Source organism: Comamonas sp. 26 (assembly GCF_002754475.1).
In the GTDB taxonomy this organism is placed as follows: Bacteria; Pseudomonadota; Gammaproteobacteria; order Burkholderiales; family Burkholderiaceae_C; genus Comamonas.
In genome coordinates this window covers 1,982,274-2,007,008 of the sequence record NZ_PEFL01000001.1, presented here as the reverse complement: position 1 = coordinate 2,007,008, position 24,735 = coordinate 1,982,274, and the positions used below count along the sequence as shown (strand labels likewise).

At 57.9% G+C, this 24,735-nt stretch carries 20 protein-coding genes; 4 read left to right on the top strand and 16 right to left on the bottom strand.

Annotated elements, in window-relative coordinates; translation table 11 throughout:
- Positions 1–15: 15 nt before the first annotated feature.
- Positions 16–387, top strand: coding sequence for a Fur family transcriptional regulator (locus tag CLU84_RS09270; RefSeq protein ID WP_233209987.1), 372 nt, complete (start codon positions 16–18; stop codon positions 385–387).
- 147 nt (positions 388–534) lie between these two features.
- On the opposite strand, the gene CLU84_RS09265 is transcribed toward CLU84_RS09270, so the two are convergent.
- The 4 genes from CLU84_RS09265 to CLU84_RS09250 all read right to left on the bottom strand — a co-directional run bounded on the left by CLU84_RS09265 (position 535) and on the right by CLU84_RS09250 (position 7,602).
- Complete coding sequence (locus CLU84_RS09265) at positions 535–2,013, bottom strand: efflux transporter outer membrane subunit (RefSeq protein ID WP_099736917.1); 1,479 nt, start codon at positions 2,011–2,013, stop codon at positions 535–537.
- Positions 2,014–2,030: 17 nt separating this feature from the next.
- Positions 2,031–5,273, bottom strand: coding sequence for an efflux RND transporter permease subunit (locus CLU84_RS09260; RefSeq protein ID WP_099736916.1), 3,243 nt, complete (start codon positions 5,271–5,273; stop codon positions 2,031–2,033).
- Positions 5,274–5,303: 30 nt separating this feature from the next.
- Positions 5,304–6,554: an efflux RND transporter periplasmic adaptor subunit gene (locus CLU84_RS09255; RefSeq protein ID WP_099736915.1), complete on the bottom strand. Its 1,251-nt coding sequence runs from the start codon at positions 6,552–6,554 to the stop codon at positions 5,304–5,306.
- Positions 6,555–6,771: 217 nt separating this feature from the next.
- On the bottom strand, positions 6,772–7,602 hold the full coding sequence (locus CLU84_RS09250; protein ID WP_099736914.1) for an alpha/beta hydrolase: 831 nt from the start codon (positions 7,600–7,602) through the stop codon (positions 6,772–6,774).
- Positions 7,603–7,783: 181 nt separating this feature from the next.
- Here CLU84_RS09250 and CLU84_RS09245 point away from each other — a divergent pair, with 181 nt between their 5' ends.
- Complete coding sequence (locus CLU84_RS09245) at positions 7,784–8,704, top strand: LysR family transcriptional regulator (protein ID WP_099736913.1); 921 nt, start codon at positions 7,784–7,786, stop codon at positions 8,702–8,704.
- Between the two features lie 153 nt (positions 8,705–8,857).
- Here the strand turns inward: CLU84_RS09245 and CLU84_RS22025 are convergent, their stop codons facing one another.
- From CLU84_RS22025 to CLU84_RS09205, 9 genes are all read right to left on the bottom strand, one after another.
- Positions 8,858–9,001 (bottom strand): hypothetical protein, encoded by a 144-nt coding sequence (locus CLU84_RS22025; RefSeq protein ID WP_158235179.1) that lies wholly within the window; start codon positions 8,999–9,001, stop codon positions 8,858–8,860.
- A gap of 1,288 nt (positions 9,002–10,289) precedes the next feature.
- Positions 10,290–11,162: a zonular occludens toxin domain-containing protein gene (locus CLU84_RS09235; protein WP_099736911.1), complete on the bottom strand. Its 873-nt coding sequence runs from the start codon at positions 11,160–11,162 to the stop codon at positions 10,290–10,292.
- A gap of 3 nt (positions 11,163–11,165) precedes the next feature.
- Entirely contained in the window at positions 11,166–11,495 is a 330-nt protein-coding gene (locus tag CLU84_RS09230) for a DUF5455 family protein (protein ID WP_099736910.1), read from the bottom strand.
- A complete protein-coding gene (locus CLU84_RS21870) occupies positions 11,495–12,916 on the bottom strand; it encodes a hypothetical protein (protein WP_144445435.1) in 1,422 nt (473 codons plus the stop codon). The genes CLU84_RS09230 and CLU84_RS21870 overlap by 1 nt, the downstream gene beginning before the upstream one ends.
- A gap of 71 nt (positions 12,917–12,987) precedes the next feature.
- Positions 12,988–13,224: a hypothetical protein gene (locus CLU84_RS09220; protein WP_099736630.1), complete on the bottom strand. Its 237-nt coding sequence runs from the start codon at positions 13,222–13,224 to the stop codon at positions 12,988–12,990.
- A 333-nt stretch (positions 13,225–13,557) separates the two neighbouring features.
- Positions 13,558–14,628: a hypothetical protein gene (locus CLU84_RS09215; RefSeq protein ID WP_233209950.1), complete on the bottom strand. Its 1,071-nt coding sequence runs from the start codon at positions 14,626–14,628 to the stop codon at positions 13,558–13,560.
- Positions 14,625–14,846, bottom strand: a complete 222-nt coding sequence (locus CLU84_RS09210; RefSeq protein WP_099736629.1) for a hypothetical protein — start codon at positions 14,844–14,846, stop codon at positions 14,625–14,627. The genes CLU84_RS09215 and CLU84_RS09210 overlap by 4 nt, the downstream gene beginning before the upstream one ends.
- A 169-nt stretch (positions 14,847–15,015) precedes the next feature.
- Positions 15,016–15,207 (bottom strand): hypothetical protein, encoded by a 192-nt coding sequence (locus tag CLU84_RS21865; protein ID WP_144445415.1) that lies wholly within the window; start codon positions 15,205–15,207, stop codon positions 15,016–15,018.
- Between the two features lie 11 nt (positions 15,208–15,218).
- The gene (locus CLU84_RS09205; protein ID WP_099736908.1) at positions 15,219–15,527 is read right to left on the bottom strand and encodes a single-stranded DNA-binding protein; all 309 of its coding nucleotides are present in this window, start codon (positions 15,525–15,527) and stop codon (positions 15,219–15,221) included.
- Positions 15,528–15,593: 66 nt separating this feature from the next.
- Here CLU84_RS09205 and CLU84_RS09200 point away from each other — a divergent pair, with 66 nt between their 5' ends.
- Complete coding sequence (locus tag CLU84_RS09200; protein WP_144445434.1) at positions 15,594–15,968, top strand: YdaS family helix-turn-helix protein; 375 nt, start codon at positions 15,594–15,596, stop codon at positions 15,966–15,968.
- A 163-nt stretch (positions 15,969–16,131) separates the two neighbouring features.
- Here the strand turns inward: CLU84_RS09200 and CLU84_RS09195 are convergent, their stop codons facing one another.
- From CLU84_RS09195 to CLU84_RS09185, 3 genes are read right to left on the bottom strand one after another with little or no spacing between them, the layout of a single operon-like run.
- Positions 16,132–17,277, bottom strand: a complete 1,146-nt coding sequence (locus tag CLU84_RS09195; RefSeq protein ID WP_099736906.1) for a hypothetical protein — start codon at positions 17,275–17,277, stop codon at positions 16,132–16,134.
- A gap of 1 nt (position 17,278) precedes the next feature.
- Complete coding sequence (mobH, locus tag CLU84_RS09190) at positions 17,279–19,975, bottom strand: MobH family relaxase (protein WP_099736905.1); 2,697 nt, start codon at positions 19,973–19,975, stop codon at positions 17,279–17,281.
- Positions 19,972–20,511: a hypothetical protein gene (locus CLU84_RS09185; RefSeq protein ID WP_099736904.1), complete on the bottom strand. Its 540-nt coding sequence runs from the start codon at positions 20,509–20,511 to the stop codon at positions 19,972–19,974. The genes mobH and CLU84_RS09185 overlap by 4 nt, the downstream gene beginning before the upstream one ends.
- Positions 20,512–20,771: 260 nt before the next feature.
- On the opposite strand from CLU84_RS09185, the gene CLU84_RS09180 reads away from it, so the two are divergent.
- Positions 20,772–24,383: an SIR2 family protein gene (locus CLU84_RS09180; protein ID WP_099736903.1), complete on the top strand. Its 3,612-nt coding sequence runs from the start codon at positions 20,772–20,774 to the stop codon at positions 24,381–24,383.
- The last annotated feature ends 352 nt before the right edge of the window (positions 24,384–24,735 follow it).

Genomic DNA, 24,735 nt, shown 5'->3' with positions numbered 1-24,735 from the left:
ACGATGAATTCCTCCATGCAACGATCCACGAAGCAGCGCGCGGCGATTGAGCAGGCTATGACAAAGGCCGATAGACCACTGGCACCTCAGGAAGTACTGGAGTTGGCACAGGCGACGTTACCTGGGCTGGGAATTGCCACCGTGTACCGGGCGCTCAAAGCCATGGCTGAGGAGGGTGTTCTACATGAGGTCCATTTACCTGAGCGTAGCCCTATGTATGAGGTGGCTCACCACGGCCATCACCACCACTTCCAATGCACCGTGTGCCAGCGGGTGTTCGATGTGCATGGCTGTCCCGGTGATTTGGCGGGCTTGGCTCCTTCTGGTTTTCTGGTCGACAGCCATGAAATTACGCTTTATGGCCGCTGCCGTGAGTGCGCAGCCTGAATTCACTTTCTACTGAGCATTGTTGTATAAAAAGCCGCTTGCAGGCAGCTGGGCTTGCGGGATGAGTGAGCAGCCCCGTTCCAAGTCTCGCTAGGGGTGAAAGACAATACAGCTCTATCGCTCACCCCGCAGGCAAGTGAGCTGCACTCAGCGTTGGGCGACCGCCTGCGTCTGCGCTGAAGTGGTTGCTGCAGCTTGGGGCTGTGCCTCCCAGCCACCGCCCAGGGCCCGGATCAGGCCCACCGTGGCCGTGTACTGGGCCGTGCGAACCTGCAAGGCCTGGCGGCGGCTACGCAGCTCACTGCGGCGGGCATCCAGCAGTTCAAGCTGGCTCACCAGACCGTTGCGGTAGCGAGAGTCCGAAAGCTGGGTGGCACGCCGAGCCGATTGAACGGCACGGCCCTGGGCCTCGGCCTGACCGTCTAACAGACTCAGGGCGCTGAGCTGGTCCTCAACCTCGCGGAAAGCCGTGAGCACTTGCCCGCGGTGTGCGGCCATGGCTCCTATCAGCCGCGCTCGCGCCCCTTCCTCCTGAGCTGCACGCTGGCCACCGTCAAACAGGGGCAATGACAGCAGTGCGCCAATGCCCCACGAGCGAGCCGACCACTTGAACAGGTCGCTCAGCTCGGGCGAGGCATGGCCTCCGTTGCCCGTCAGCGTGATGGCCGGGAACCATGCAGCTTCGGCGACACCAACGCGCGCCTGAGCCGCCATAACGGAAGCCTGGGCTGCAGCCACGTCGGGCCGGCGTGCGAGTACCGTGGCCGGCACACCCGGCGGTACCACGGGCAAAGCAGATTCGGTCGTCGCTGTGGGAACGGTAAATCCACTGGCAACCTCGCCCACCAGCACAGCCAATGCATGCTGGAGCTGAGTCTGCTGCAAGGCCAAGGCCAGGGCCTCGGCCTCGGTGGCAGCTACCTCGGTCTGAACCCGTGCCACGTCCAGCTCGGCTACGTCGCCAGCCTGAAAACGCCGCTGTGTCAGGTACAAAGTATTGCGGTAGGCGGTCACACTCTCGGTGACCAGGCTGTGTTCGGTTTGCACCGCGCGCAGCAGCAAATAGGTCTGGGCTACTTCGGCCTGCACCAGTAGGCGCGTGCTCTGCAGCAGGGCGGTACGCGCCTGGGCGTCCAGGCGTGCGGCGTCGCTGGCCTGGGACAAGCGGCCAAATAGATCCAGTTCGTAAGACAGGTTGAGTCCCGCCGAGACCACGGTGGCCGGCACGGCGCCGCCTGTGGTCGTGAGCCCGGCCTGGCGCGCCACACCCGTGGATACGCCCAGTTGAGGTGCACGCTGGGCATCGGCCGCACGCAGCAGGGAGCGCGCTTCGGCCAAGCGGGCCGCAGCTTCCTGAATGCCGGTATTGCCGTCAGCCGCACGTTCCACCAGGCTGGTGAGCACGGGATCGGAAAACCCCAGCCACCAGGCACCACGCGGCTGGACTTCGGCCGGCGGTGCCGTGGTCCAGGCCTTGGCCTCGGGGCTGTTCGTGAAATGCACAGGCACGGGCAGGGCCGCGTCGGCAGCGACGGGTGCCAGCGGGTGGCTCATGCAGCCAGCTAGCAGCAGGGCTGCGACCAGCGGCAGCCAGCGCGTGGCTGGGGCAAAAAAGGCTGTAGTCATCACCGGATTCCTCAAATTCATTCGTTGTCACCGCGCGGTGCGGCCAGCACGGGGTGGGCTGTAGCGCCGGAGGGAGCGTGGAGTTTGTGATTGCCTAGGGGCTCTGCGTGCTGGCCGTGCTGCTGCAGCGGCCGGTTGCCTGCCATGCGGCGCAGGGTCACGTAGAACACGGGGGTGAGGAACAGGCCAAAGGCCGTCACACCAATCATGCCGGCGAACACCGCCACGCCCATGGCGCTGCGCATCTCGGCGCCTGCGCCCTTGGAGAGCACCAGCGGCAGCACGCCCATGACAAACGCCAGCGAGGTCATCAAAATAGGGCGCAGGCGCAAACGGCTGGCTTCGATGGCGGCCTGCAGAGGGCTGCGGCCAGCAAACTCCAATTCGCGGGCAAACTCCACGATCAGAATGGCGTTTTTGGCCGACAGCCCCACCAGCACGATGAGTCCGATCTGCGTGAACACGTTGTTGTCGCCGCCGCTGAGCCATACGCCCGTCATGGCGGCCAGCAGACCCATGGGGACGATGAGGATGATGGCGATGGGCAGCGTCAGGCTTTCATACTGCGCGGCCAGCACTAGGAACACCAGCAAGAGGGCGATGGGGAACACCAGTACGGCGGAATTGCCGGCCAGTATTTCCTGGTAGGTCAGCTCAGTCCACTCGAAGCCGATGCCTTGCGGCAAGGTCTCGGCGGCGATGCGCTCAATGGCGGCCTGGGCCTGGCCCGAGGAGAAGCCGGGCGCGGGTCCGCCGTTCACATCGGCGGCCAGAAAGCCGTTGTAGCGCATGGCCCGCTCGGGGCCGAAGCTGGGCTCAATCTTCATCAGCGCCGACAGCGGCACCATCTCACCGGAGGTGGAACGCACCTTGAGCAGGCCCACGTCTTCGGCACGCGCACGGTAGGCGGCGTCGGCCTGCACACGTACGCTGTAAGTGCGACCGAACTGGTTGAAGTCGTTGGCGTACAGGCTGCCTAGGTAGATCTGCAGGGTCTCGAAGATGTCGGTCACGGGCACACCGAGCTGGCGCGCCTTGGTGCGGTCGATGGCGGCATAGAGCTGGGGCACGTTGACCTGCCAGCTGGTGAACAGGCCGGCCAGCTCTGGCGTCTGGTAGGCCTTGGCCATGAAGGCCTTCACGGCCGCGTCCATGGCGTCATAGCCCAGCGAGGCACGGTCCTCGATTTGCAGCTTGAACCCGCCTGTGGTGCCCAGACCGGCCACGGGGGGCGGCGGGAACATTGCAATGAAAGCTTCCTGAATGCTGCCAAAGGCCTGGTTCAACTGGCCCGCGACCGCGCCACCACTCTGATCGGCGCGCGTGCGCTCAGCAAAGGGCTTGAGCGTGACGAACACGATGCCCGAGTTGGAGCTGTTGGTGAAGCCGTTGATGGACAGGCCGGGGAAGGCGATGGCGTCTTCCACATTGGGGTTCTGCTTGACGATCTCGCCCATGCGGCGGACAACGTCTTCGGTACGATCCAGCGTGGCACCGTCAGGCAATTGGGCAAAACCGACCAGATACTGCTTGTCCTGCGCGGGCACGAAGCCACCGGGCACGATCTTGAACAGGCCCCAGGTCGCAGCCACCAGCGCGCCGTAGATCACCAGCATCAGCGCCTTGCGGCCGATGACGCGCTTGACGCCACCGCTGTAAGCCTCGGAGCCGCGATGGAACAGGCTGTTGAAGCGGCGAAAGAAGCCGCCCAGCACCTTGTCCATGCCGCGCGTGAGTGCATCCTTGGGCTCATGGTGACCCTTGAGCAGCAGCGCACTCAGGGCAGGAGACAGGGTCAGCGAGTTGATGGCCGAGATCACCGTCGAGATGGCGATGGTCACCGCGAATTGTCGGTAAAACTGGCCTGTGAGCCCGCTGATGAAGGCCAGAGGCACGAATACAGCCACCAGCACCAGGGCGATGGCGATGATGGGTCCACTCACTTCCTGCATGGCGCGGTAGGTGGCTTCACGCGGGGTCAGGCCCGCCTCGATGTTGCGCTCCACGTTTTCCACCACGACGATGGCGTCGTCCACAACAATACCGATGGCCAGCACCAGACCGAACAGGCTTAGTGCGTTGATCGAGAAGCCCAGTAGATGCAGCACGGCAAACGTGCCCACCACCGACACTGGCACGGCCAGCAGCGGGATGATGGAGGCGCGCCAGGTCTGCAGGAACAGAATCACCACGACCACCACCAGGGCCACGGCCTCCAGCAGGGTCTGGATCACCGACTTGATCGACGCCCGAACAAACTGCGTGGGGTCGTAGGCGATGCGGAACTCCACACCCTCGGGCATGTTCTTCTGCAGCTCGGCCATGGTGGAGCGCACATTGGCCGAGATATCGAGCGCGTTGGAGCCCGGGGCCTGGAACACGCCCATGCCCACGGCCGGGTCGTTGTTGAGCAGGGAACGCAGCGAATAGTCGGCTGCGCCCAGCTCCAGGCGAGCCACGTCGCGCAGGCGCGTCACCGCGCCATCGGCACCGGTCTTGACGATGATGTCGCCGAACTCTTCTTCAGTCTGCAAGCGGCCCTGGGCGTTGATGGACAACTGCATGTCCACGCCCTTGAGGCCGGGCGACTGACCCACCACGCCGGCGGCGGCTTGCACGTTCTGACCGCGGATGGCTGCCACTACATCGGCCGCCGAGAGGCCGCGCTGCGCGACCTTCTGAGGGTCGAGCCAGGCTCGCATCGAATAGTCGCCACCGCCGAAGATCTGCACTTGGCCCACGCCAGGGATACGTGCGAGGCGGTCCTTGACGTTGAGCACAGCGTAGTTACGCAGGTAGTCAATGTCGTAGCGGCCATTGGGCGAGACCATGTGGACGACCATGGTCAGGTCGGGTGCACTTTTAACGGTCGTGATACCCAGGCGGCGCACTTCCTCGGGCAGGCGCGGCTCGGCCTGCGAGACGCGGTTTTGCACTAGTTGTTGCGCCTTGTCGGGGTCTGTGCCCAGCGCGAAGGTGACGGTCAGCGTCATCACACCGTCAGTCGTGGCCTGGCTGCCCATATAGAGCATGCCTTCCACGCCGTTGATGGATTCCTCAAGCGGTGTGGCCACGGTTTCGGCGATCACCTTGGGGTTGGCACCGGGATAGGTGGCGCGCACGACCACGGAGGGCGGTGCGACTTCGGGATATTCCGAGATGGGTAGCGCGCGCAAGGCGATCAGACCGCTCAGGAAGATAAGCACCGACAGCACCCCTGCAAAGATGGGACGGTCGATGAAAAAGCGGGAGAGATTCATGTTTTTGTCTTTCGGTCGGTCGGTCGGTGCTCAGGCCGCGGGCTGCGCGACCGCGCCGCGCGCTTGCTTGCCTTCACCGGCCAGCTCGGCCTTGGCGGCCATGGGCACGTCCTGCGGAGCGATCACGGCACCAGGGCGCACGCGCTGCAGGCCGTTGACGACGATGCGCTCGCCGCTCTTCAGACCCGAAGTCACGACCCGCAGGCCATCCACCGGCGCACCGAGTTGCACTTCTCGGTACTCGGCTTTGTTACCTTCGCCGACGACCATGACAAATTTCTTGTTCTGGTCCGTGCCCACGGCGCGTTCATTGATCAGCACGGCTGAGGTGCTTTGGGCCTGACCCATGCGGATGCGTGCAAACTGGCCGGGCATGAGCGCGCCGTCGGCGTTGTCGAACACGGCTCGCACTCGTACCGTTCCGCTGCGGGCATCCACCTGGTTGTCGATGAGCTGCAGCTGCCCGCTGTGGGGAGTGCTGCCAGCAGTACCTGTCCCCATTTGCACGGGAATGCGGTCGATGTGTGCACGGCCACCCTTGCCACCGTCCAGACTGTCGAGGGCGCGCGCCACAATTTGCTCATCGGTATCGAAGCTCGCGTAGATGGGGCTCACGGACACCAGAGTAGTCAGCACGGGGGCGCTGGCACCCGAGGCAACCAGGTTGCCCATGGTCACTTCGATTCGGCCCACACGGCCAGCTACGGGAGCGCGCACCTGGGTGTAGGAGAGATTCAGTTTGGCCGTCTGCAGTGCGGCCTGGGCGGCGCGCAGGTTGGCGTCGGCCTCGCGCTGGGCGTTCACGCGTTCGTCATGCTCGCGCTGGGCGATGGCACTTTCCTGCAGCAAGCGTGTGGCGCGCTCCATTTCGCTGCGGGTATAGGAAAGACGAGCCTGGGCCGCCACGACCTGGGCTTCGGCACGGTCCACCTCGGCGGCATAGGGCGCTGGGTCTAAGCTGAACAGCAGATCACCCTGCTTGATCAGGGCGCCTTCGCGGAAGTGCACGGACTGCACGGCACCGGCCACGCGGGGGCGCACGTCCACACGCTGTACGGCTTCAAGTCGGCCTGAAAATTCGTCCCAAAGGGCGACGTTTTGCTGTACCACGGCGGCCACGGACACGGGGATGGCCGACGGTGCGGCATGGGCAGGTGCCTCGGCGTGCGAGGTCTGCAGTCCCAGGGCTGCGCCCCCGGCAACGACCACGACGGTGACAGCGCCGACGGTGGTCCACCAGCGGCGCGAGGAAGAAGAGACGGGGAAAAGCGGTGCGTTCATGGCGGTTCCTAAAAAGGTGATGAGTCCTGCCCTTGGGCAGGACGCAGAAAAATCCAGGCAAAGCGGTGCCCTCCGGTAGATCACACCGGAAAAAACCGAACATAAAGGGGGCCTATGCCGGCAGAGGCCGGTTGGGGTAGGGGATGCAGTGTTCAACCTCAAGAAAACTTGAGGTCAAGCACTTGTAGCAAGTAGGTGATTTAGGGGCTGAGGCCTATCACTGTGTCGTCCGACATCGTGTGGCCTCGAAAAAACGGCGGAACTGCTCCTGCACCTCGTCTGCGCAGGGGCAAGCGCGGGTTCCGGGCTGCAATAGGGCTTCTGGCCATTGTTCCGCCTGACTAAACACATGACGTGTCACGGACAGGCCTGCGGCTTCGAGCCTCGCTGCATAGGCCAGCGCCTCGTCGTGCATGGGGTCTTCTTTGCCCACCATGATCAAGCTGGGTGGCAGGCCCGCCAGGCGCTGAGCCGCACCGGGCACCGCATAAGGGTGTTCGGCGTCGCGGGTGCAGCCCAGGAATTTGAGCCAGCCATCGGCCCACTTGCAGGCCGTGGCCGTTCCCGTAGCTGCGCGCAGCGAGGCCGTTCCCACACAAGGGTCCAGCATGGGCGAAAGCAGAATCTGCCCGGCCAGCGGCGGATGCGATTGGTCACGGGCCATCAGGGCCACGCCGGCCGCCAGGTTGCCTCCGGCTTCTTCGCCCGCCAGGTAGACCTGTGTGCCGTGGCCTGCCAGCCGCGTGCGCTGCTTATAGGCCCACTGCAACACGGCATAGCCGGTTTCCAGCGGCTGTGGAAAGGGCGAAAGTGGATAGCCCACGGAGACCACACGTGCACCAGCAGCTTCAAGCAAGCTGGCCACGGTGCAGCCGTTGTCCAGGTCGCCGGATACAAAGGCTCCGCCATGAAAGTGCACGACCAAGGGCTGCAACTGAGCAGCCGGCTTTTTTCCGTAGAGGCGCACGACTACTTCCTCGCCTGCCACTGTGAGAGTGGAGTCGGTGTAAACGGGCGACAGCGTTGGTGCAGCAGAGGTGGTGGGCATGGTTGTAAGACCGAACAAGACCGGACAGAACCGGGTGATGGCAAATGTAGCGTGACAGGTGACAACGATAAACCAGGCAATCGCCACCGCTGTGTTTCCAATTTCTGAACAATCGCGTTGCTGACTACGTGTGAGAATTCTGCTGCCCTAACCAAGGGCAGAGAAGGAAAAGGGAGAGTCCATGGACCAGATCCAGGCCATGCGCCTGTTCGCGAGGGTGGTCGAGGCCGGCACGTTCACGCGCGCGGCCGATTCGCTGCAATTGCCCAAGGGCACGGTGACCAAACACGTGCAAGCCTTGGAGGCACGGCTGCGCGTGAAGTTGCTAAACCGTACTACTCGCCGCGTCACGGTTACGGCAGACGGTGCAGCCTACTACGACCGAGTCATTCGTCTGCTAGCCGATTTCGACGACATGGAGGCCAGCTTAAGCCAGGCGCGTGCCACGCCGCGCGGCCGCCTGCGCGTTGACGTTGGCACTTCCATGGCTCGCCTGCTCATCATTCCGCACCTGGCCGAATTCCAGGCCCGCTACCCCGACATTCAAATAGACCTAGGCGTGAGCGACCGGACCGTAGACCTAATCGGCGACAACGTGGACTGCGTGATACGCGGCGGTGAGCTGGCGGACCAGTCTCTGGTGGCGCGGCGCATTGGCAACCTTGAGTTCATCACCGTGGCCTCACCAAGCTATCTGGCACATTACGGCACGCCACTGCACCCACTTGATCTGGAGCAGGGCCATCGCAACATCATTTATTTTTCACCTGTGTCCATGCGTCGCTATCCGCTGGAATTTCACCGCGGCGATGAGGCGCTGGAGATCAGCAGCCCGGCTCAGCTGGCCGTCAACGAGGCCAACTCCTATGTAGCGGCCACGGTCGCGGGTCACGGTGTGGCTCAGATCACCACCTTCCAGGCCCATGAGTACTTGACGCGTGGTGAGCTGGTGCAACTGCTACCTGAATGGGGCCAGCCTCTGCTTCCCGTCTACGTTGTCTATCCGCCCAACCGTCATCTCAGTGCCAAGGTACGGGCCTTTGTGGATTGGGCGGCTGAGCTTTTTGTGCAACATCCTCACCTGCAGCGAGTGGCTTGCTGATACGTAAGCCGCCCTAAAGTGCGCCTCACAACTCCAGAAATGCCGCTACTAAGTAGGGGAATTCAACTACCGTCCACACATGCCTTGTGGGAATGCTCATGCTTCAGCGCATAAGCGGTCTACAGAAGCGTACAGAAAATTGCCGCCGCGCTTCTAGCCAATTCTGAAAACCGGCAGATTGGCCAGCGTTGCGCGCGATATGTCCAGCAGCTTGGTCTTTTGGTCAATGCTGCCGGGCACGTTGTCGAGGATGGATGAGAAGTGAGGGAGATGAGCGGGGTATGGTGCACGAAACATCACATGGCGTTCGTGCGGTTTTCAGGCTATCTGAACCTGTGGGAGTAGTTTGAGCAGGATTCGACGTAATAGCGATTTAACATAATATACATCGTATCTATCAAATATCGTCCAGCTGGATTCGTAAGAAAATGCCAGGCTTCCGACTCGCACTGCTACCAATTTAGGATTTCTCATCCTCTATTCATGCGGCTTCCAGCTTCGGCCGGGGCCGCATTTTTATGGCCATTTTTTAACCACGTGCAGGAGTGCTGCGCACCAATACCGGTTTTTCAGGGCGAGTGATCCAACCCCAGCTGTGCGGGAAGTTGCCGCCTTCCGTCCAACATACTGCCTTGCCAGTCCTGCGGGAAAGCTCATGCTGCTGGATATGCCAAGCTAACTATGGGCAATCCGGCGCGCTGGGTGCGATATCTCCCCAAGCAAGCGGACTTGTGCGCGATCAGACGCGGACTGCGAACAGATTTACCCAAACAAGGCATGCGCAGGCCAGAAACTGCGAAGCAAACACGACCAGGTGGAATGAGTGACGATGACAACGACGCTCCAAGCTCAAAATCCGCCCGAGTGCTTTGCACTCAAACGGATTTCAAGCTTTACGCTAGCTGCCAGATCACAGGGGTGACGATGGCAAGGGTTGGACAGGCTTAGAACTGGTCAAAGAACTGCGTTCTTCAACCACTTCCAACCCCATCCATGCTGTGATTTTCAGTGGTGACGATGGAAAGGATGGACAGGCTTAGAACTGGTCAGAGAACTGCGTTCTCCAACCAATTCCAACCCCATCCATGCTGTGATTTTCAGTGGTGACGATGGACAAAGCGGTTGCGCTCAGAACTGGTCAGAGAACTACGTTCTCCAACCAATTCCGATCCCACCCTAGCGATGGATCAACCATGGGACAGGTTGACCTCGATAAGGCTCAGGTTCCGGTTCAGGTGCGCGAATGGGCTTTGGCACGGTCAACAGTGGCGAAATATCACCCCCGGCAAAGGTCATGACAGTGATAGGCAGAAATTTAGCCTCGCAGAAATCAGGAGCGACCACGACAGGTCTGCCAGATGGGCTGTAGCAGGTACATGCCTTGGCAGTCTTGGTGCAGCCGACCACCCTATCCGGTTCAGCTGCATTGGCGAGCATGGCCACGCTCACAGCGGACGCAGCCAGCAGGAGTTTCAGCGCTTTTCCCATGGCTTGTCCATTTCCCCACCAGCATCGCCCAAAAGCTCACTGACGGCCCAGAGGCAGACACCTACGCCGATCAACCAAGAGAAGATAAGCCACCACATCACACGCCCCCTTGGACATAGCGCCGTGCGAGTTTCCACGCTTCATCCGGCGGCAGTTTTGAACACAAGGCCACAGCGGCCAGACGTGGCTTAGGAGCAGGCTTTACCTGAGGTTGGCTGAATAGGCGCTGCAACAGGCTTTGGCGAGCCTTTGGCGCTTCAAAACGGCCCTTGAGGTGCCATGCAGTCAACATGCTGTATGGGCCGCCGTAGAGCTCTGTTTTAAACCGAGGGTCTACGGGATTGCGCACCCAATCACGGAAGATCTGCAAAGTGTCATAGCCCTTATACAGATAGCCTGCCTTGAAGAATTCACGGTCAATGGTGAGGCCGGGCACATCCGTCAAACTGATATTGGCGATATGAAACTTTGGCAGACGGCCACGCTTGCCCAAGAACGTGCCGACGACCGGTATCTTGATTTTGTCGCCCCGGATCATGCGCACCTGATATTCAGCCAGGCCGACACGCACCTGCTTATCAATCATGTCGATACTCTGGACGACCAGATAAACGTCCCAGCCCTTTTTACGGGCATGAATAAGCCAGTCAAGCAAGGCTGCGCGCTCTGGTGAGTTGAAGCCGCGCGAGTTGAGCCAGCTACCGAGCTCATCAAGCACCAAGATGCCGTTTCTCTCTTCATCAAAGCGTGAATCTGGGTTTCCCGGGCCGATATCGTCCAAATCCTGAGCAGTTGGCTTGTCAGGCACCCGAATTGCAGACACCTTGCTATTGGCTGGCATCAAGTGCTCAAGAAACAGGTCAAAGTTTGTCGCTACCCTGCGACCATCGCGCAAAGCGTCATCCATCTTGAGCATGCAGTACAGGCCTTTGCCCGTACCCAACTTGCCCTGCACCACATAAACCGGCATGGCTTACCCCGCTTTGGCAAAGAGGTGAATCAGATCACGCTGCCACGTGTAGGCAGTCGCGGCAGTCCATACCGTGACGTAGGTACTCAGGCAGGCCGGAGCCACCGGAGGAATGACCATCTGCATGGCCTCCATGAACATGCCAGCAGTTCCGTCAAGCTGGCTAATTAGCGGCCCAACGATGCCGCGCATAAAGACAAAGAGCGCCGCAGTCAGAGCCGTCATCGCGGCAACCGTAGCCGCACCGAATGCAACCTTGCGCCCGAAATACTGAGCGAACCAGTTAACCAGTCCGACCAAAAGATTAGAGAGCAGTCCACCTATTAACGGCATTAGTCCACCTTTGCACCCATGACGCTAGCAACTCTTGAAAACGTCATAAATATGGTTGCGAGAATCCACAGAAAATTCATCACCGGAATAACAAAAGGCTCTATTACGCAAATATTCAATTCCAGCTTAAAAGTCTCAGTCAATATTTTTAAATCACCGAGATTCCATGGTGAACAAGATTTATGCGTTAACCACTGAAAGCCACCATTAACGCCCATGGAGGTATCTTTATCCGCAGTACTTTTAATTCCGCCCAATGTATCCATGCGGCTCTGATGATCTTGCGCTTGCTTATCTAGCAAAGCATCAAATTTCCCCTCACCAGTTGGCGTACCTGTTTCATCGATTTTGCAAGGCGGCTGACCTTTGGCACCACAGCGCCCGCCTTTGTCCTCACCATCGCCATCGCCATTTCCGGTTCCATTACTTGAAGAACCTGTACCCTGACCAGAATATGGCGGCTTACCGTTTGCCGCACATTTATCTTTGTTCTCGGCTTTGTTGCACCAATCCCTATCAACTTCTGTTGTCACGTTCTCAGTTGTCGTGATCTGACCTGTAGCTTTATCAGTGACCTTGACGGTCTCAGTCGTGGTGCATTTTCCAGATGCGCATTCTGTTTTTGTCGTTGTATTCGTCTTGCTTGTGGCGGTCTCTGAGGACTTGGTTTTGGGTGCGAAATCAACACCGTTATAGCCAAAGCTTGGGATGCACTTGGTCTGCCCGCCTACATCTCCCGGATAGCCATTGGGACAGGCGGAGTCTTGCTTTTTTGGAATTTCAGGCGGCTTTGCTGGGTCAGGTGGATTGTTTGAAGGATCAATACCCGGCACACATGGCTGAAAGTTTCCACCAATCATGCGAGGCTGGAGAACTCCCCGAGAATGCCACTTTCCATCATCAGTTTTCCAGCCAATATCTTTTTCAAAAGTCATTGCGCAAGCAAGACCGGGCTTTACATCATCACCCTGAGGCTGACAATAAACACCGTCATCAACATTTCCATCCAATGTGACCGAAACTCTCGTAACAGAACCACTGTTATATAAAGCAATACCACATGCTTTTTCAGAGGACATTTGCGCGACACACTGGCCGTTTTCCTCATTAAAACCTGATTTGCAGGTGCATGTTGAACCGGATGCAGTTGAATTATCAGGGCAAGCGCTTAATGAGGAAATAGAAAATCTGTAGTACTCAGAACCATCAGACGAACGCCGGAGCACACAAACATTCCCCTCAACAACACGCTTAATATCAGAGACAGAAGGAGACCAAGAATCGCAAGCAGCCTGCTTTGTTGGATAGTTTGGAGTAGTACTGGCACCAGATAAATAATATCTTGGCCCCATTGGCACGGATGCATAGCAAATCTGCCAAGCGCCAAGCAATATGAAAAACGCTATGCGAAGAAAATACACTATGAGCGCCTCAAAAGATTAGCGGCACCCTGCCACCCCCGCTACGCAGGGGCAGCAGAGCGCCGCAGCTATTAACCTGCGCGACCCAGTTTCTTGACGAAACGGGCACCCACCACCCAGCCCACACCGAGCAGGGCCAGCGACACCAGCGCGCCGCCACCGGCAACGATGATCAGACCGATATCAGTCTTTGCCTGACCGATAGCAGCAGCCGGATCAGTGGGGTCAGCAGCCATAGCCAGCGCAGGGCCAGCAGACAGAGCCAGCACCATTGCGCGAGCGCGCAGATTCTTCAGTTTTTCTTTCATTGAACACCTCAAAAACACCGGTAATGCGACCGGCAAACGCTTAGGCAGAATTGCCCAATTGGTTGATGAACTTGACGACATAGCCCACCTTGTAGCCACCGAAATAGGCCAGGACGAGCAAGCCGAGATAAGCGGAAATCAGCATCAGCCGACCCTCCCCTGCCGATAGCCAAGCACGAATGCAAAGAAGGTCGTGCCAGCAACAAATAGCTCTATCAAGTTTTGGGAATCCATCACCAGAAACTCCCTCTCACTGCCTGAACCCACTCAGGCTCAGGCGCCAAAGATGCACAGCCGGTAACGGCTGCAGAAAGCAAAAGCCACAGGAGCAAATCACGCATGAGCTACCCCCGGCTTGTCCGATAGCCAGCTAAAGGGGCCACCGGTGTTTTCAATGCTTCTGGGGGTGGTGCGCACGCGCACAAATCGCGTAAAACCGCCGCCTGTTGGCACGAACTCAGACCGTAGGAGTTCCCCGGTCTTAGCATTGAGATAGCCGCCTCCCGGCGCAGGTCTGAATCTGTCCTTGATGGAAGCATTGCCCTGCACATACGCAGGCCACAGAACCCAGCGACGGCAACCACGGCCAATTTCATCAAGCCCACCAACACCACTGATTCGAGCGCCATGCGGAAATTTCCCTTCTGATGTGCCTTTGCTGGCGTACTTCATGAGGTAGGCAACGGGATGCGTTGCGCGTACCCGGTTTGACATGCCATGCGTCCACATGGGGGCCTGAAATGCGCCCTTCTTTTTCCATGCGCTATCGGGCTTTGGCGGGGTCAGGCCATGGTTGAGCCACACGCACACGTGGTAGTGGATGACGCCGCGTTTTTGCAGCTCAGCAACCCACACGTAGCGGACTTTTTTGATGCCTGTGCGGCTGTAGTGCCACTTGCGCAGGCCATCCAAATAACGGCTGATGTGCTCAGGACGCCAGTTGCGGTTTGTGCCAGCATAGGTCAGCGTGAGCATCCAAACGCGTTGGTTTTTTTCGCCCAGGTGGTGCAAGGCTTTGGCAGAGATACCAACGCTTTTTTGCATGCGGGTAATGCGGGCCTTTTGGTGGTCAATTTCGATGGTGTTTTCAGCCATGAAATCAACTACCGAAAGACCAGAACCATCAGCCTTGCAAGTTGTTGATAGTGAGACAAGCCCGCGCGCTTCGCGCGCTGCCTGAGCCTCGCCCACAAGCGACACCATGCGAGCATGAGACACGCGCGCATTGGCCTCAGAACGGGCCACGTAGCGGGCACGAGCGGCCTTCATACGCGGGGTTACATGCTGGTTTGCGATCGTTGCCCAAGGCTTGTGCTTTTCTGGGTCAAAACGGAACTCAGGCTGTGGCGCAGCCGCAATCTTTGCCAGCCGATCCAAGAAGCCTTGACCGAAAACGGGTTTCATGCGCGAACCCCCACTTCGATCAAATACTCAGCGTGCTGACGCAAAGAACACTGCGCCACATAGCATTGACGGTCGTAGTCGGGGGGGAGCTTTTTCCAAGCTGGAGGAGCGTCAAGCTCTTCAGCGCGGGCAAGCAGGAAATCAAGGTACAGCGCCCCATTGCTGGGGGCGTACTTGAGCCTGTCAGGCACGGGGGCAATGCGGCCGACTTCAGACATAGCTCAGCCACAAAAGAACGAGCGACAAGCCAAGCAACAAGCCCAGCGTAGTGCTCTGAATCAAGCAGCAAAGCGCATCACCCACACGAGTGAGCCAGTTAGCGCGGAAGTCTTCAGCATCAGCCTGCATTGCTGCTTTGAAGCTGGCGGTTCTTTCCTGAGGAGTCATTTAGAAGCCCTCCCCACCAATCGCGTGATCACCGGCCCAGTACGTCACTTCGCTGTATGTCACGCCGTCGTCAATGTGGAGAGTGACCGTCACGCGGTCAGCTTTGATGCCCGGGGGCTGGTGTTCATTCCATGCAAAAAGGAGCGCCAAAAGCGCCCCTTGAGCCATGGCCTCGCGTGCTGCGGTTTCCATGACGTTGCCCTTTACTGTGCGGAGACAGCTTTAGGCTTGATGGCAACCAGCTTAGGGCTGATAGCCAGATCGCCATTGCGGGAAACGTAGATGGAGTTAGGAGCAAACGTGTATTCCCCAACCGGATAGAACAGAGGCTGACCCTGTTCATTTTTCTCAAGGATTACCTCGACTTTTTCCGGGTAGGGGTTCGGATTACCATTGCGGTCATGCGTGTGAACGTAGGCCGTCTGGAAATTGAGGCTGTAAGGCTTGCCCGATGCCTTGGCATTGCCGCTTTGGTTGCGGACTTCGGTCGACTTCACCGACACTTGAATCATTTAGCGCTCCTGATACTGTTGTAAACATCTACAACAAGAGCGACTATCGCTGTAAAGGTTTACAACATGCTATCAGTACAACTGCTCATTGACAAAGCAATTGAAATATGCGGCTCTGCTTCTGAGCTTGCTAGACGCATGGGTGTAGATCGCGCAGAGATAACAAGGTTGCGCAAAGGTACTCGACCTGCCTCCCCTGAGATAGCAGCTGAAATTGCCGATATAGCGGGCATGGACGCTCGACAGGCCGCTATAGACGCAATCATTGAGAGAAATGCCGCCAACCGCAAAGGTGCATTGCTGGCGGACATTTTGGGAAAGGGCCAAGCCGTTGGCGCGGCGGCGATGTTGGATATTTCCTACAAAGGAGATTCAACAATCGATACGGCAACGATCAAAAACGATAGCGCAGTCGTTAAAGATCGTATACATCGTGTCTAGTAGATTAGCTCTAAAAATAGGAGCGCTAGAGCTCCAGTTTTTAAGGCTTTCAGTAGACCCATGGGACTACGTTTTTACCTCTTCCTCTTAACCAATTTCGCGAGAGTTACAAATAGCTCCCGTTGACGCACGGTTGGGACTCTAAGGACTTCGCTGCCAACTGTCAAACATTTTTGTTTGACCCGTCATGTTTTTCCGGCATCGGCGCTGCGTCCGCTGCTACAAAGTCGCAAGCACTGGAGCCTTGGTGAGCATCCGCAGGCTCGCCGCATGAGGCACATGGCGTCCAGTCAAAGTCCAGCATTGAATCGCTTCCATTGTCTACGTCTCCACATCCAACGGGACACCAATGCGGGTCCAGGCCGTGGCTGCAGCATCCGTCATCCTGCAGCATCCGTTGTGTCTGTGCGCGTTGTTCCGTCGTGGTGTATCCGTGCTGTATGGCGATCTCGATGGCGCGATCGAGCTGTTGCTCGGGCACCTGTTGTAGTGCTAGGTCAATGCTGGCTCCGACGCGGAGCTCGTAGGTCTCGTAGACCTGACCACAGCCTCGATTGGCAGCATCCGACAAGGCTGCGCACTTCGCTGCCCAGTCGTTTTCCGAGAAGACTTGCGCCTCGCTCGCTGGTGCCACTTCGAGCGCTACGACACTTGGAGACGTAGTAGTAGTTCTTTGTATAGAAGACCCTTGTATATAGAGTGCAGGAAACGGCAAATCCAGTTTGCAGGTTTCGGCAGACGTTTTTGGCTCAAGTTTGCAGGTTTCGGCAGCCAGTTTAGGCTCCAGTTTGCAGGTTTCGGCAAGTGGTTTCGGGGCTTGCTTGATGACTTGGCCAAGCCATTGGCCATCGACGTAATCGAGTAGCCCCTCCAGGACGGCCTGCCGCTCGTCATCGGTCATGGGGTGACCTGGGCATTGCGTGGGCAAGGCCCCGCTAGATCCGCCGCAGTTCCTGCACTGGGTGCGATCGTGGCCGATGCTGTGGAGTGAGAAAATAGCGGCCCGTGGCGCGGGCTGGTCGGAGTCCATCATGGTGCGATCGATGTGCTCAAGCTCGGCAATGACGGCTGGGCAGACCGGCATCAATCCATTGCCAGGTGGCCAGCGCTGCAGCCACATGACCTGATCCGGGTATTTGAGGCCGAGCTTGGCGTGGTGCCAGGTCAAGCTGCCCTCGGCAAAAGCACTGAGCACGTTCCATCGGTGCCGCAGCCGAAACCAGAAGCTACGCGATTTCCATAGCTCTAGGCGCTTGTCTGGCGCGGTGTTGTCGCCAATCTCGTAATCAGTTTTGCAGGTGGATTTCATATCAAACCATCTTCAATGCGGGATTGCTGGGGGGGATGGGCTGGACCCACCGGCCTGGGCTGGTGAGGACAACACAGGACAGATGGGCCACTACGGTGCCGCGGCTGTGGATCTCATAGCGGACGATGTTTGTGCGGTTTGCGGCTGGCAGGTGCCAGCCACACTTGATGACCTCCCGCTGGGTCTTGGTGCTCAGCTCGTCGACCGTGAGATCCTCGTGGCCGTCCTCACGGTCGCCATGGCGTGCGTACTCCTTGAAAATCTTGGGCGATACCAGGGCCATGCCCTCCTCCACGAAGTGAATCGCCGCGCCGGTCTCATTGAACTTGAGCTCGCGATTGACCAGACCCATTTGCACCCACTGCATGAAAGCCAATGCCAAGGGGCTTGGCTCGGGTGGCGGCTTGTCGGGGTTTGCGTCGATGTCGGGCAGCGGCTGCAGCAGAAGAACCGGCCCCGGTGTTGCTGCTGCAGCCGGCGGCGGACTTGCAGTGACGGTGCGTCCCTTGAGTACGGGCAGGTCGTCGAGCTCGTCCAGATCAGCGGCCATGCGCTTGAACTCGGCACTCACGCTTTGAGAGCGAGGCACTTGGTCATGACGTAGCTCTTGGGCGGGATTCTTAGGTGCGCTTGGCGCTGGCGGCGGCGCAGCTGCTGCAGGTTTGACAGAAGGCGGCCTTGCGGCCGTAGTTGCGGCAGCTTGGGGCGGCTGGTGCAAGGTGGCGGGCTGAGGAGGCGCAGCTGGTGGTGGTGGTGGCACCGCTGCGGCATCTTGGAATCGTTGCTCCAAGGGCGGTGCGCCCTTCTCTGCCGGCTGTGGGTTCTTGGCCGGCTTGTTCTTTTTGCCAGGCTTGTCCGATGCTGTTGCAGATTCGGATGGATCGAGGAAGTAGCTGCCCTCGCTGTCGCCCAGCAAATACGCGGCTTCGCCGTTGTCGAGGCTGTCGTAGTCCATCTTCAATGGTGTGGGCACGCGGGATCTCGATGCTGCCCCAGCTTCAAACTCGTCGTAGGCTGTATCAGCTTGGGTCTGCTGCACTGGCGCCGTAGGCGCCCTAACTGCCAAGACTGCCGCAGTTTGGGATGGAGTTTCTGGTGCAGGTGTCTTTGCTGCTGCCGCAGTGGTTGCCGCAGGCCTGGGCTTTGCCGCAGCATTCGGCGGCTTGGTGAAAGTAGGCTCCCGCATGATGGCGGCATGCTTTTTAGCTTCTGCCGCATCCTGGGGCCGTTGCTTCGCAGGCTTTGCCGCAACCTGGGATGGTTGGGCTGAGGATGCCGCAGCTTGTGGTGCATTGGCATCGATTGCTGCCGCAGATTCCGATGCAGTGAGAGTTGCAGCAGCTTGATGTTCGTCCTGCCCTGCTCCATCCTTGCGACGGTCGCGGATCTCCAGCCGCCCACGCATGGCGGCCGGGTACTTGCTCTCGTGGTTGAACAGCTTGGCCAGAGGGAACTTGAGCATGGCAAAGTCATGCATGTAGGCCCCCTGCTCTGACCCATCCTCGGCGTAACCGTGCACTGTGACATGCCAGACGGCCTGGCCGCTGGCAGGGTTGAGCTCGATCGCGCCGTAGTCCTGCCAGGTGTCGAACAGCCGGTCGTTCTTTGCGTTGCCAGGCACGCTTTCATCGGGCTCGTTTGCTTGGATGTGCTCTCGCACGGTATCGGCGAGGCGCTTGGCCACGAACCAGATCGCCCCCTCGAACACCCAACCTGCCGCACCGTTGCGATTCAGGGGGAGCTGTGTGCCAGCTTGGAGCATGGTCCTCATAGACTGCATCAGCAGCTCGATGAGAGGCACGGCCTTGGCCGTGGCGAAGCGGGCCTTGGAGCCTTTTTGCAAGGCACGCTGCGTTGAAAGCTGGTCGGCGCGCTTGACGATCTTGGCGACGAGACTGTCCTTGTCCTGGCCGGTGAGGTATTGCTCCAGGGCATCCAAGGCGGTGGGCGTGTGCGCCAGGAATCGAAGCGCACTTTCTGGCGCAATGCGGGGTAGCAGCAGCTGGGCCAGCTTGGCATGGGCGCTGTAATCGCGCTGCCCTTTGGGCGCAAAGTCCACCAGGTACTCGGCAGTGCGTTGGCCAGCGATCTGAGACAGGCTTCCGCCTGCGGGTGCCCAGCGGATAGGATCGGTCTCGCCCACCTGACGCCACGCGATGCGTAGGTCGGTCATGGGCTTGGCGATGTCATGCAGCAAAGCGCAGAAGAACACCACATAGGTCCACTGGTCGCGCTGGGCGTCCACGATCTCGATCTGGCTTCCGCCTGGCAGCAGATGGGCATTGCGCCAGGTCATGGCCGCAAGCAGCATTTCGATGGTGTGCGATAGCAGGCCGCCTGCGTGGGCGTGGTGGTGCGCTTCGGAGGCTGGCATGAGTTGCACGAACTCGGCGTACCGCCGAATCGCCGGCAGCAGGTCCCGCTCCCAAATGGCCTGCGACTGATGCGACTGGCTCCAGATCTGGGTGATAGCCCGTTCTGCGCGGACGGTGGCCAGCAGCTGCTGGGCATTGAGCACGCGCAACCATCCGGGCTCACTGCCCGCGATGTGGATCTCGTCTGGCTTGAGTGGCTGGTCTTGAGGCCGCGTTGATACTGGCGCGTCGGGCAGAGGCAGCGGACCCGCAGGAGCAGTCTGCACCGGCTTGGCCTTGCTCCAGGGCACCATCGCAAGCAACTTTGAAGCAATACTCTTCACGCGCACTCCTCTTGGAGCAGGATTCGAGCGAAGTGCTGGGCACGGGCTGACTTGCCATCGGTGGGTGTCCAGATAGACAGCTCCTCCCCAGGCTGGCCCAGCGCGAGGAAGTCCATGAAACTCTGCTGCAGCGGGTTCCATTTGATGCGTGAGGCGATGCCGTCGCGGCCCCAGTCACCGCATGTTTGCACGAACGGCTGCGCCACGACTCGCATGACAAAGCTGTGCCAATTCTTCTCTTGCTGAGGTTTGGGCACATGCGGCATTTTGGGATGGTCAGCAACCAGCTGCAGCAGGATTGAGCGCACGCTGAGGATTGGATCAAGCTCCTCTTCCAGATGCTGCTCCAGCCCCTCGAAGCGACCCAACCAACGCATGAGCGGGTTGGTTTTGCTGGCAAGGCCCAGCAGTTGCAAGCTGTCTGCGATAGCGAATATCGAGCAGCCACGATCGAGCGGATCTCGGCCTAGAAATGGTGGATCACTGTTGTGGATGTGCTGACTATGTAGGTGCGGTGCGCGGGCGAAGTCGTCCATGGGGCGCAACCGTACCTAGTGCGCCCTCACCTGTCAGCGCGAAACCCTGCGGTGATGACCAGAGGCTTTTCGCTTGAAATGCTCGGAAAACTGTGCTAATAAATTACAATTGGCAACAGTTTTTAGATGCGTTTCTACCCATAGTCGCACTTGCCAAGCTGAGCCCGGCGCCAATTTCTCTAAGACACTCTCAGCATCCGACTAAACGACTGACTTCATCAGTGTGGTAGTCCAGGACCGCTAAAAGGCAAATCTTCTCTATGGAACTACGACTCTCCGAATCAGGACCTGCTTTTCCCTTTGCACTCGTCGATGCCATGCTAGACGGGAAAGTCGTATTTCTATGCGGCGCTGGTATCAGTGCACCGATGCTTCCAGGGTTCTGGGCGTTGGTCACTAAGTGCTTTGAGCAACTGAGTGTTGAGTACACCTTGGCGGAAAAGGCGTCACTGGGCGCTGGTCGATATGAAGAGGTGCTCGGCTCTTTGGAGCGACGCTTAGCGGAGCCTGCACTCTTCACTCGGACAATTGCTGAGCAATTGACTGCGCCCGCCAAACCCAACCTCTCCAATCACGCCACAATTCTGAGACTTTCGAGGGACTTGAACAACAGACCTTGCGTTGTCACAACCAACTTTGACATTCTTTTAGAGAAGGCATATTTTAAAAAAACCAAGAGCAAGGCTGAAACCCAAGCCCAAAGCTTGGCCGGACAGGAAATTCCGCGACCAGGAACCGCTGAGTTCGGCGGAATCATCCATTTGCATGGACGACTTTCAGATGCTCAGCTTGGTCTGTCGCAGACGCCATTGATTGTCACGAGCTCCGAGTATGGCGATGCCTACATGCGTTCTGGTTGGGCTTCACGGTTTCTGTTTGACCTTAGCCGCTGCAAGACGATTGTTCTAGTTGGCTATAGCGCGAGTGACGCCCCAGTTCGGTACTTCCTGAACGTTCTGGAGGCTGACCGTGAGCGCTTCTCCGACCTGCATAAGGTTTATGCACTCGACTCTGAGCCAGAGCCAGATAAACAATCTCCAGGATGGGAGGCGCTAGGCGTCGTCCCTATCTTCTATCAAAAGGAGGTGGACCCTTCTACGGGAACGAAAGGCCATTCGGCACTTTGGCGTGACCTAGCCAGTCTGGCCGATATTGTTGAGCGCCCAAAGAAATGCAGAAGGGAGCTGGCAAGGGCTGTCCTAGCCAAGCCATTAGAGAGCATTGACAAATTTGAACGGCAGAATATTCGCTGGCTTTTCAAAGGGCAACGTGACCTAAACGTAGTCGCCATCGAGGCCATTACTGATAAGGCTTGGTTCAAGTTTTTCCATGATGAAGGCATATGGTCCGATGAGGACGCTACAGGCGTCATCGAGGGATGGATTGCAGTTGACCTTCAGTCTATCGACAGGTATCACGTCGCAATAGATTGGCTAGAGAAACTAGGTAAACCATTTGTTGATCGTATTTTTAGCCGGGTAGTTCGTAAGGAAGAGCTTCCTAGCATTTGGAAGCGAGCGTGGCGCCTGATGTCCCATTTGAAGCTGTCTTCCAGATCAGACTGGGTAAACCAACCTTACGCCGTAACTCGACGACTAAATACTGAAGTTGTGCTCAATAGCGACTTGCAGCTAGCTGTCGAAATGCTGTCCCCTAAGCTGAAGCTCAAAGCCAGCTTCTTGTCTACATATGCTCAATCGTCGTTGGGGGACCCAAAGAGCCTTGATGAAATTGTGTGGGCTAGCCTTGCAATTTCCCATGAGGGAGAGCTTTCGGAACTCTCAGATGTGCTCTCAAACCACGGGAATGCAGACTCCATCCTGAACATTGCAACAGAGAAGTTCCATGAGAGCGTCCGTCTTGCTATTGACATAGGGGCCATCGAAGACGAGTACGACCGTACCAACTACGATGTTCCATCAGTCGAGCCCCACGCTCAGAACGATTTTCACGAAGGCTTTGTCTTCCTCGCCCAATTGCTGACAAGCGTCCTTCCAAGAGCCGCGCAGCGAAACCGAAATGCCGCGTTGAGTGCAGCAAGCACATGGAAGACTGCGCCAGGTCTCTTAGGGACTCGACTCTGGCTGAATGCTCAGAGAAATGCCGAGCTTTTCACCGCCGATGAGGCTTTGGCTTGTTTACTCGACACCTCAGACATAGTCTTTTGGAATACAGACCGCGAGGTGCCGCTGTTGATTAAAGAAAGGGCTCCCCAGGCAAAAGAATCCGCTGTTTTAGCGCTTGAGCGGCGAATTCTCGATGACGCTGAGAACTACTTCCAACGATTCGACATTGAAACAGGGCAAGTCGACTGGAGAGCCCACGCACGAGATGCGGCGGTTTGGCTAAGGCTTAACATGCTTGATGCTGCACATAGAATTTCTGAGCATGGAGCTCAGGAGCTTGAGCTCATAAAGCAGAGAAGGCCTTACCTCAATAGGCCAGTCGACGAGAGTGACTTTTTCAGCTCCTATTCCTCGGGAGTGCAAATGGTCCTTGGAGATGCACAGCCCCTCATCGATGCACCGAAATCAAGTCGTCTTGAGGTCGCAAAGGCTTCACAGCTAAGTCACGACATAGAGCAGCGCCAAGGCTGGAGGGCATACTGCAATCTTGACCCCGAGGGCGCGTTCCAGACGCTTCGGGGCGCCCCGCTTGATGTTGCCAACGCAGGACTTTGGGACAGCTTTGTATCTGCCCTAAGCGTCCCAGATGTAGGCAGCAAGAAGATCCGCACGGATTTGGTGGTAGAGGTCTTCAAAGTTCTTAAGCCAGCAGCGGATGAGTTCCTGACTACATTTGTCCGCGCTCTATGCAGTCTTTATGAACTCTCGCCTCGTTACCAAACGCCCTCGCTTCGGAAATGGTGGAAGAGGCTCTTTTTGTTAGCCATTTCGAGCGAACGCGAGCATGTTGAAATTCCAGACGATTTCTACTTCTCTGCTATCAACAGTTCAGCTGGACGGCTTGCAACCGCTGTACTTCAGGACATAGAAAAAGCGCGCGCAGAAGGTGTAGCACTAGTACCTGGATTAGTCACAGCGCTTTACGACTGTGCCAATGGATTGGGCATTCAGGGTAGTTTTTCTCGCTCCGTGCTTATAAGAGATTCGCAATTTGTAGTGTCTCTAAACTTGCCTAGAGTAACAAAACGACTGTCCTTGGCACTGTCATCCGAAAGCCAAGAAGGAAGGGCTCTACGCAAAATATTGGTGTGTAAGACAGCGGCTTCAGAACTTGTTTCCAACGCATTTTCTAAACAAATTCTCCGGGGGGTCATTGAGTGTGAGGGCACAGGAAGCGAAGCACAAAATGCTGCAGCAAAGATTTTGGCACCGGCACTATCCATTCTGCGCGAGAAGTCGACAGCAGAAGCATGGGGTATTTCCATTGCTGATGCTGCTTTGGCATTGCGGAATTCAAAGCCCGAAATTCATGTTGCTGCGGCCGGTGTACTTGTGAAGTGGAGTTCAGCATTTGAAGGGCCTCCCGAGGTCACGTGGCGTACGCTACTTCGACCACTGCTGGAGCAAGTTTGGCCACGAGAGAAGGTGTTCAGAACGCAGCAAACTTCTCTTCATCTTGCACGCTTGGCAATCTTCTCAGGCGACGCTTTCCCAGAGGCACTTGATTATGTTAGACCCTATCTCGTGCCGCTGGATAGGCTGGATTCACATTTCTTATTTATGAATAGCAAGCATCCTGAAGACTTTCCTCAATGCGTGCTGAATCTGCTTTGGCTTCTCCTTAAAGGGAGTTCTGCCGAGGGCTTCGACATTGCCGATATCCTTGATCGCCTCCTTCGGGCAGCACCAGAGTTGGAGGTGGACCGAAGGTTTCAATGGCTCGACAGGAGGACGTTACGGCTATGAGAACTACTTGGTTGTTTACGGAGCAGCGGCCTCAAGGGGAATGACAGCTTTGAGACGTTTACCTGAATGGCCGCTCATGTTCGGCTGCTATATCGGCACCAGCACTCAGACACTCAACTTCATCGCATCCTGACCATAGCCTTGCTTACTGCGAATGCCTTAAGCGCTGCCTTTCCATTTCGAAAGCTCCTGGTCTCTCCGAGGCCAGGAGCTTTCGCCTGTAGGCCCGTATAACCCTTTCCCAGTACCTGTAAATCCTTTGCGCATGCTCCGATTTTTGAGGAGCATGCGCGCCCTTTGGATAGGCCCTGTATCCAGTAATGCCGTTTGCCCTGTATGCGAGCGGCCCCTG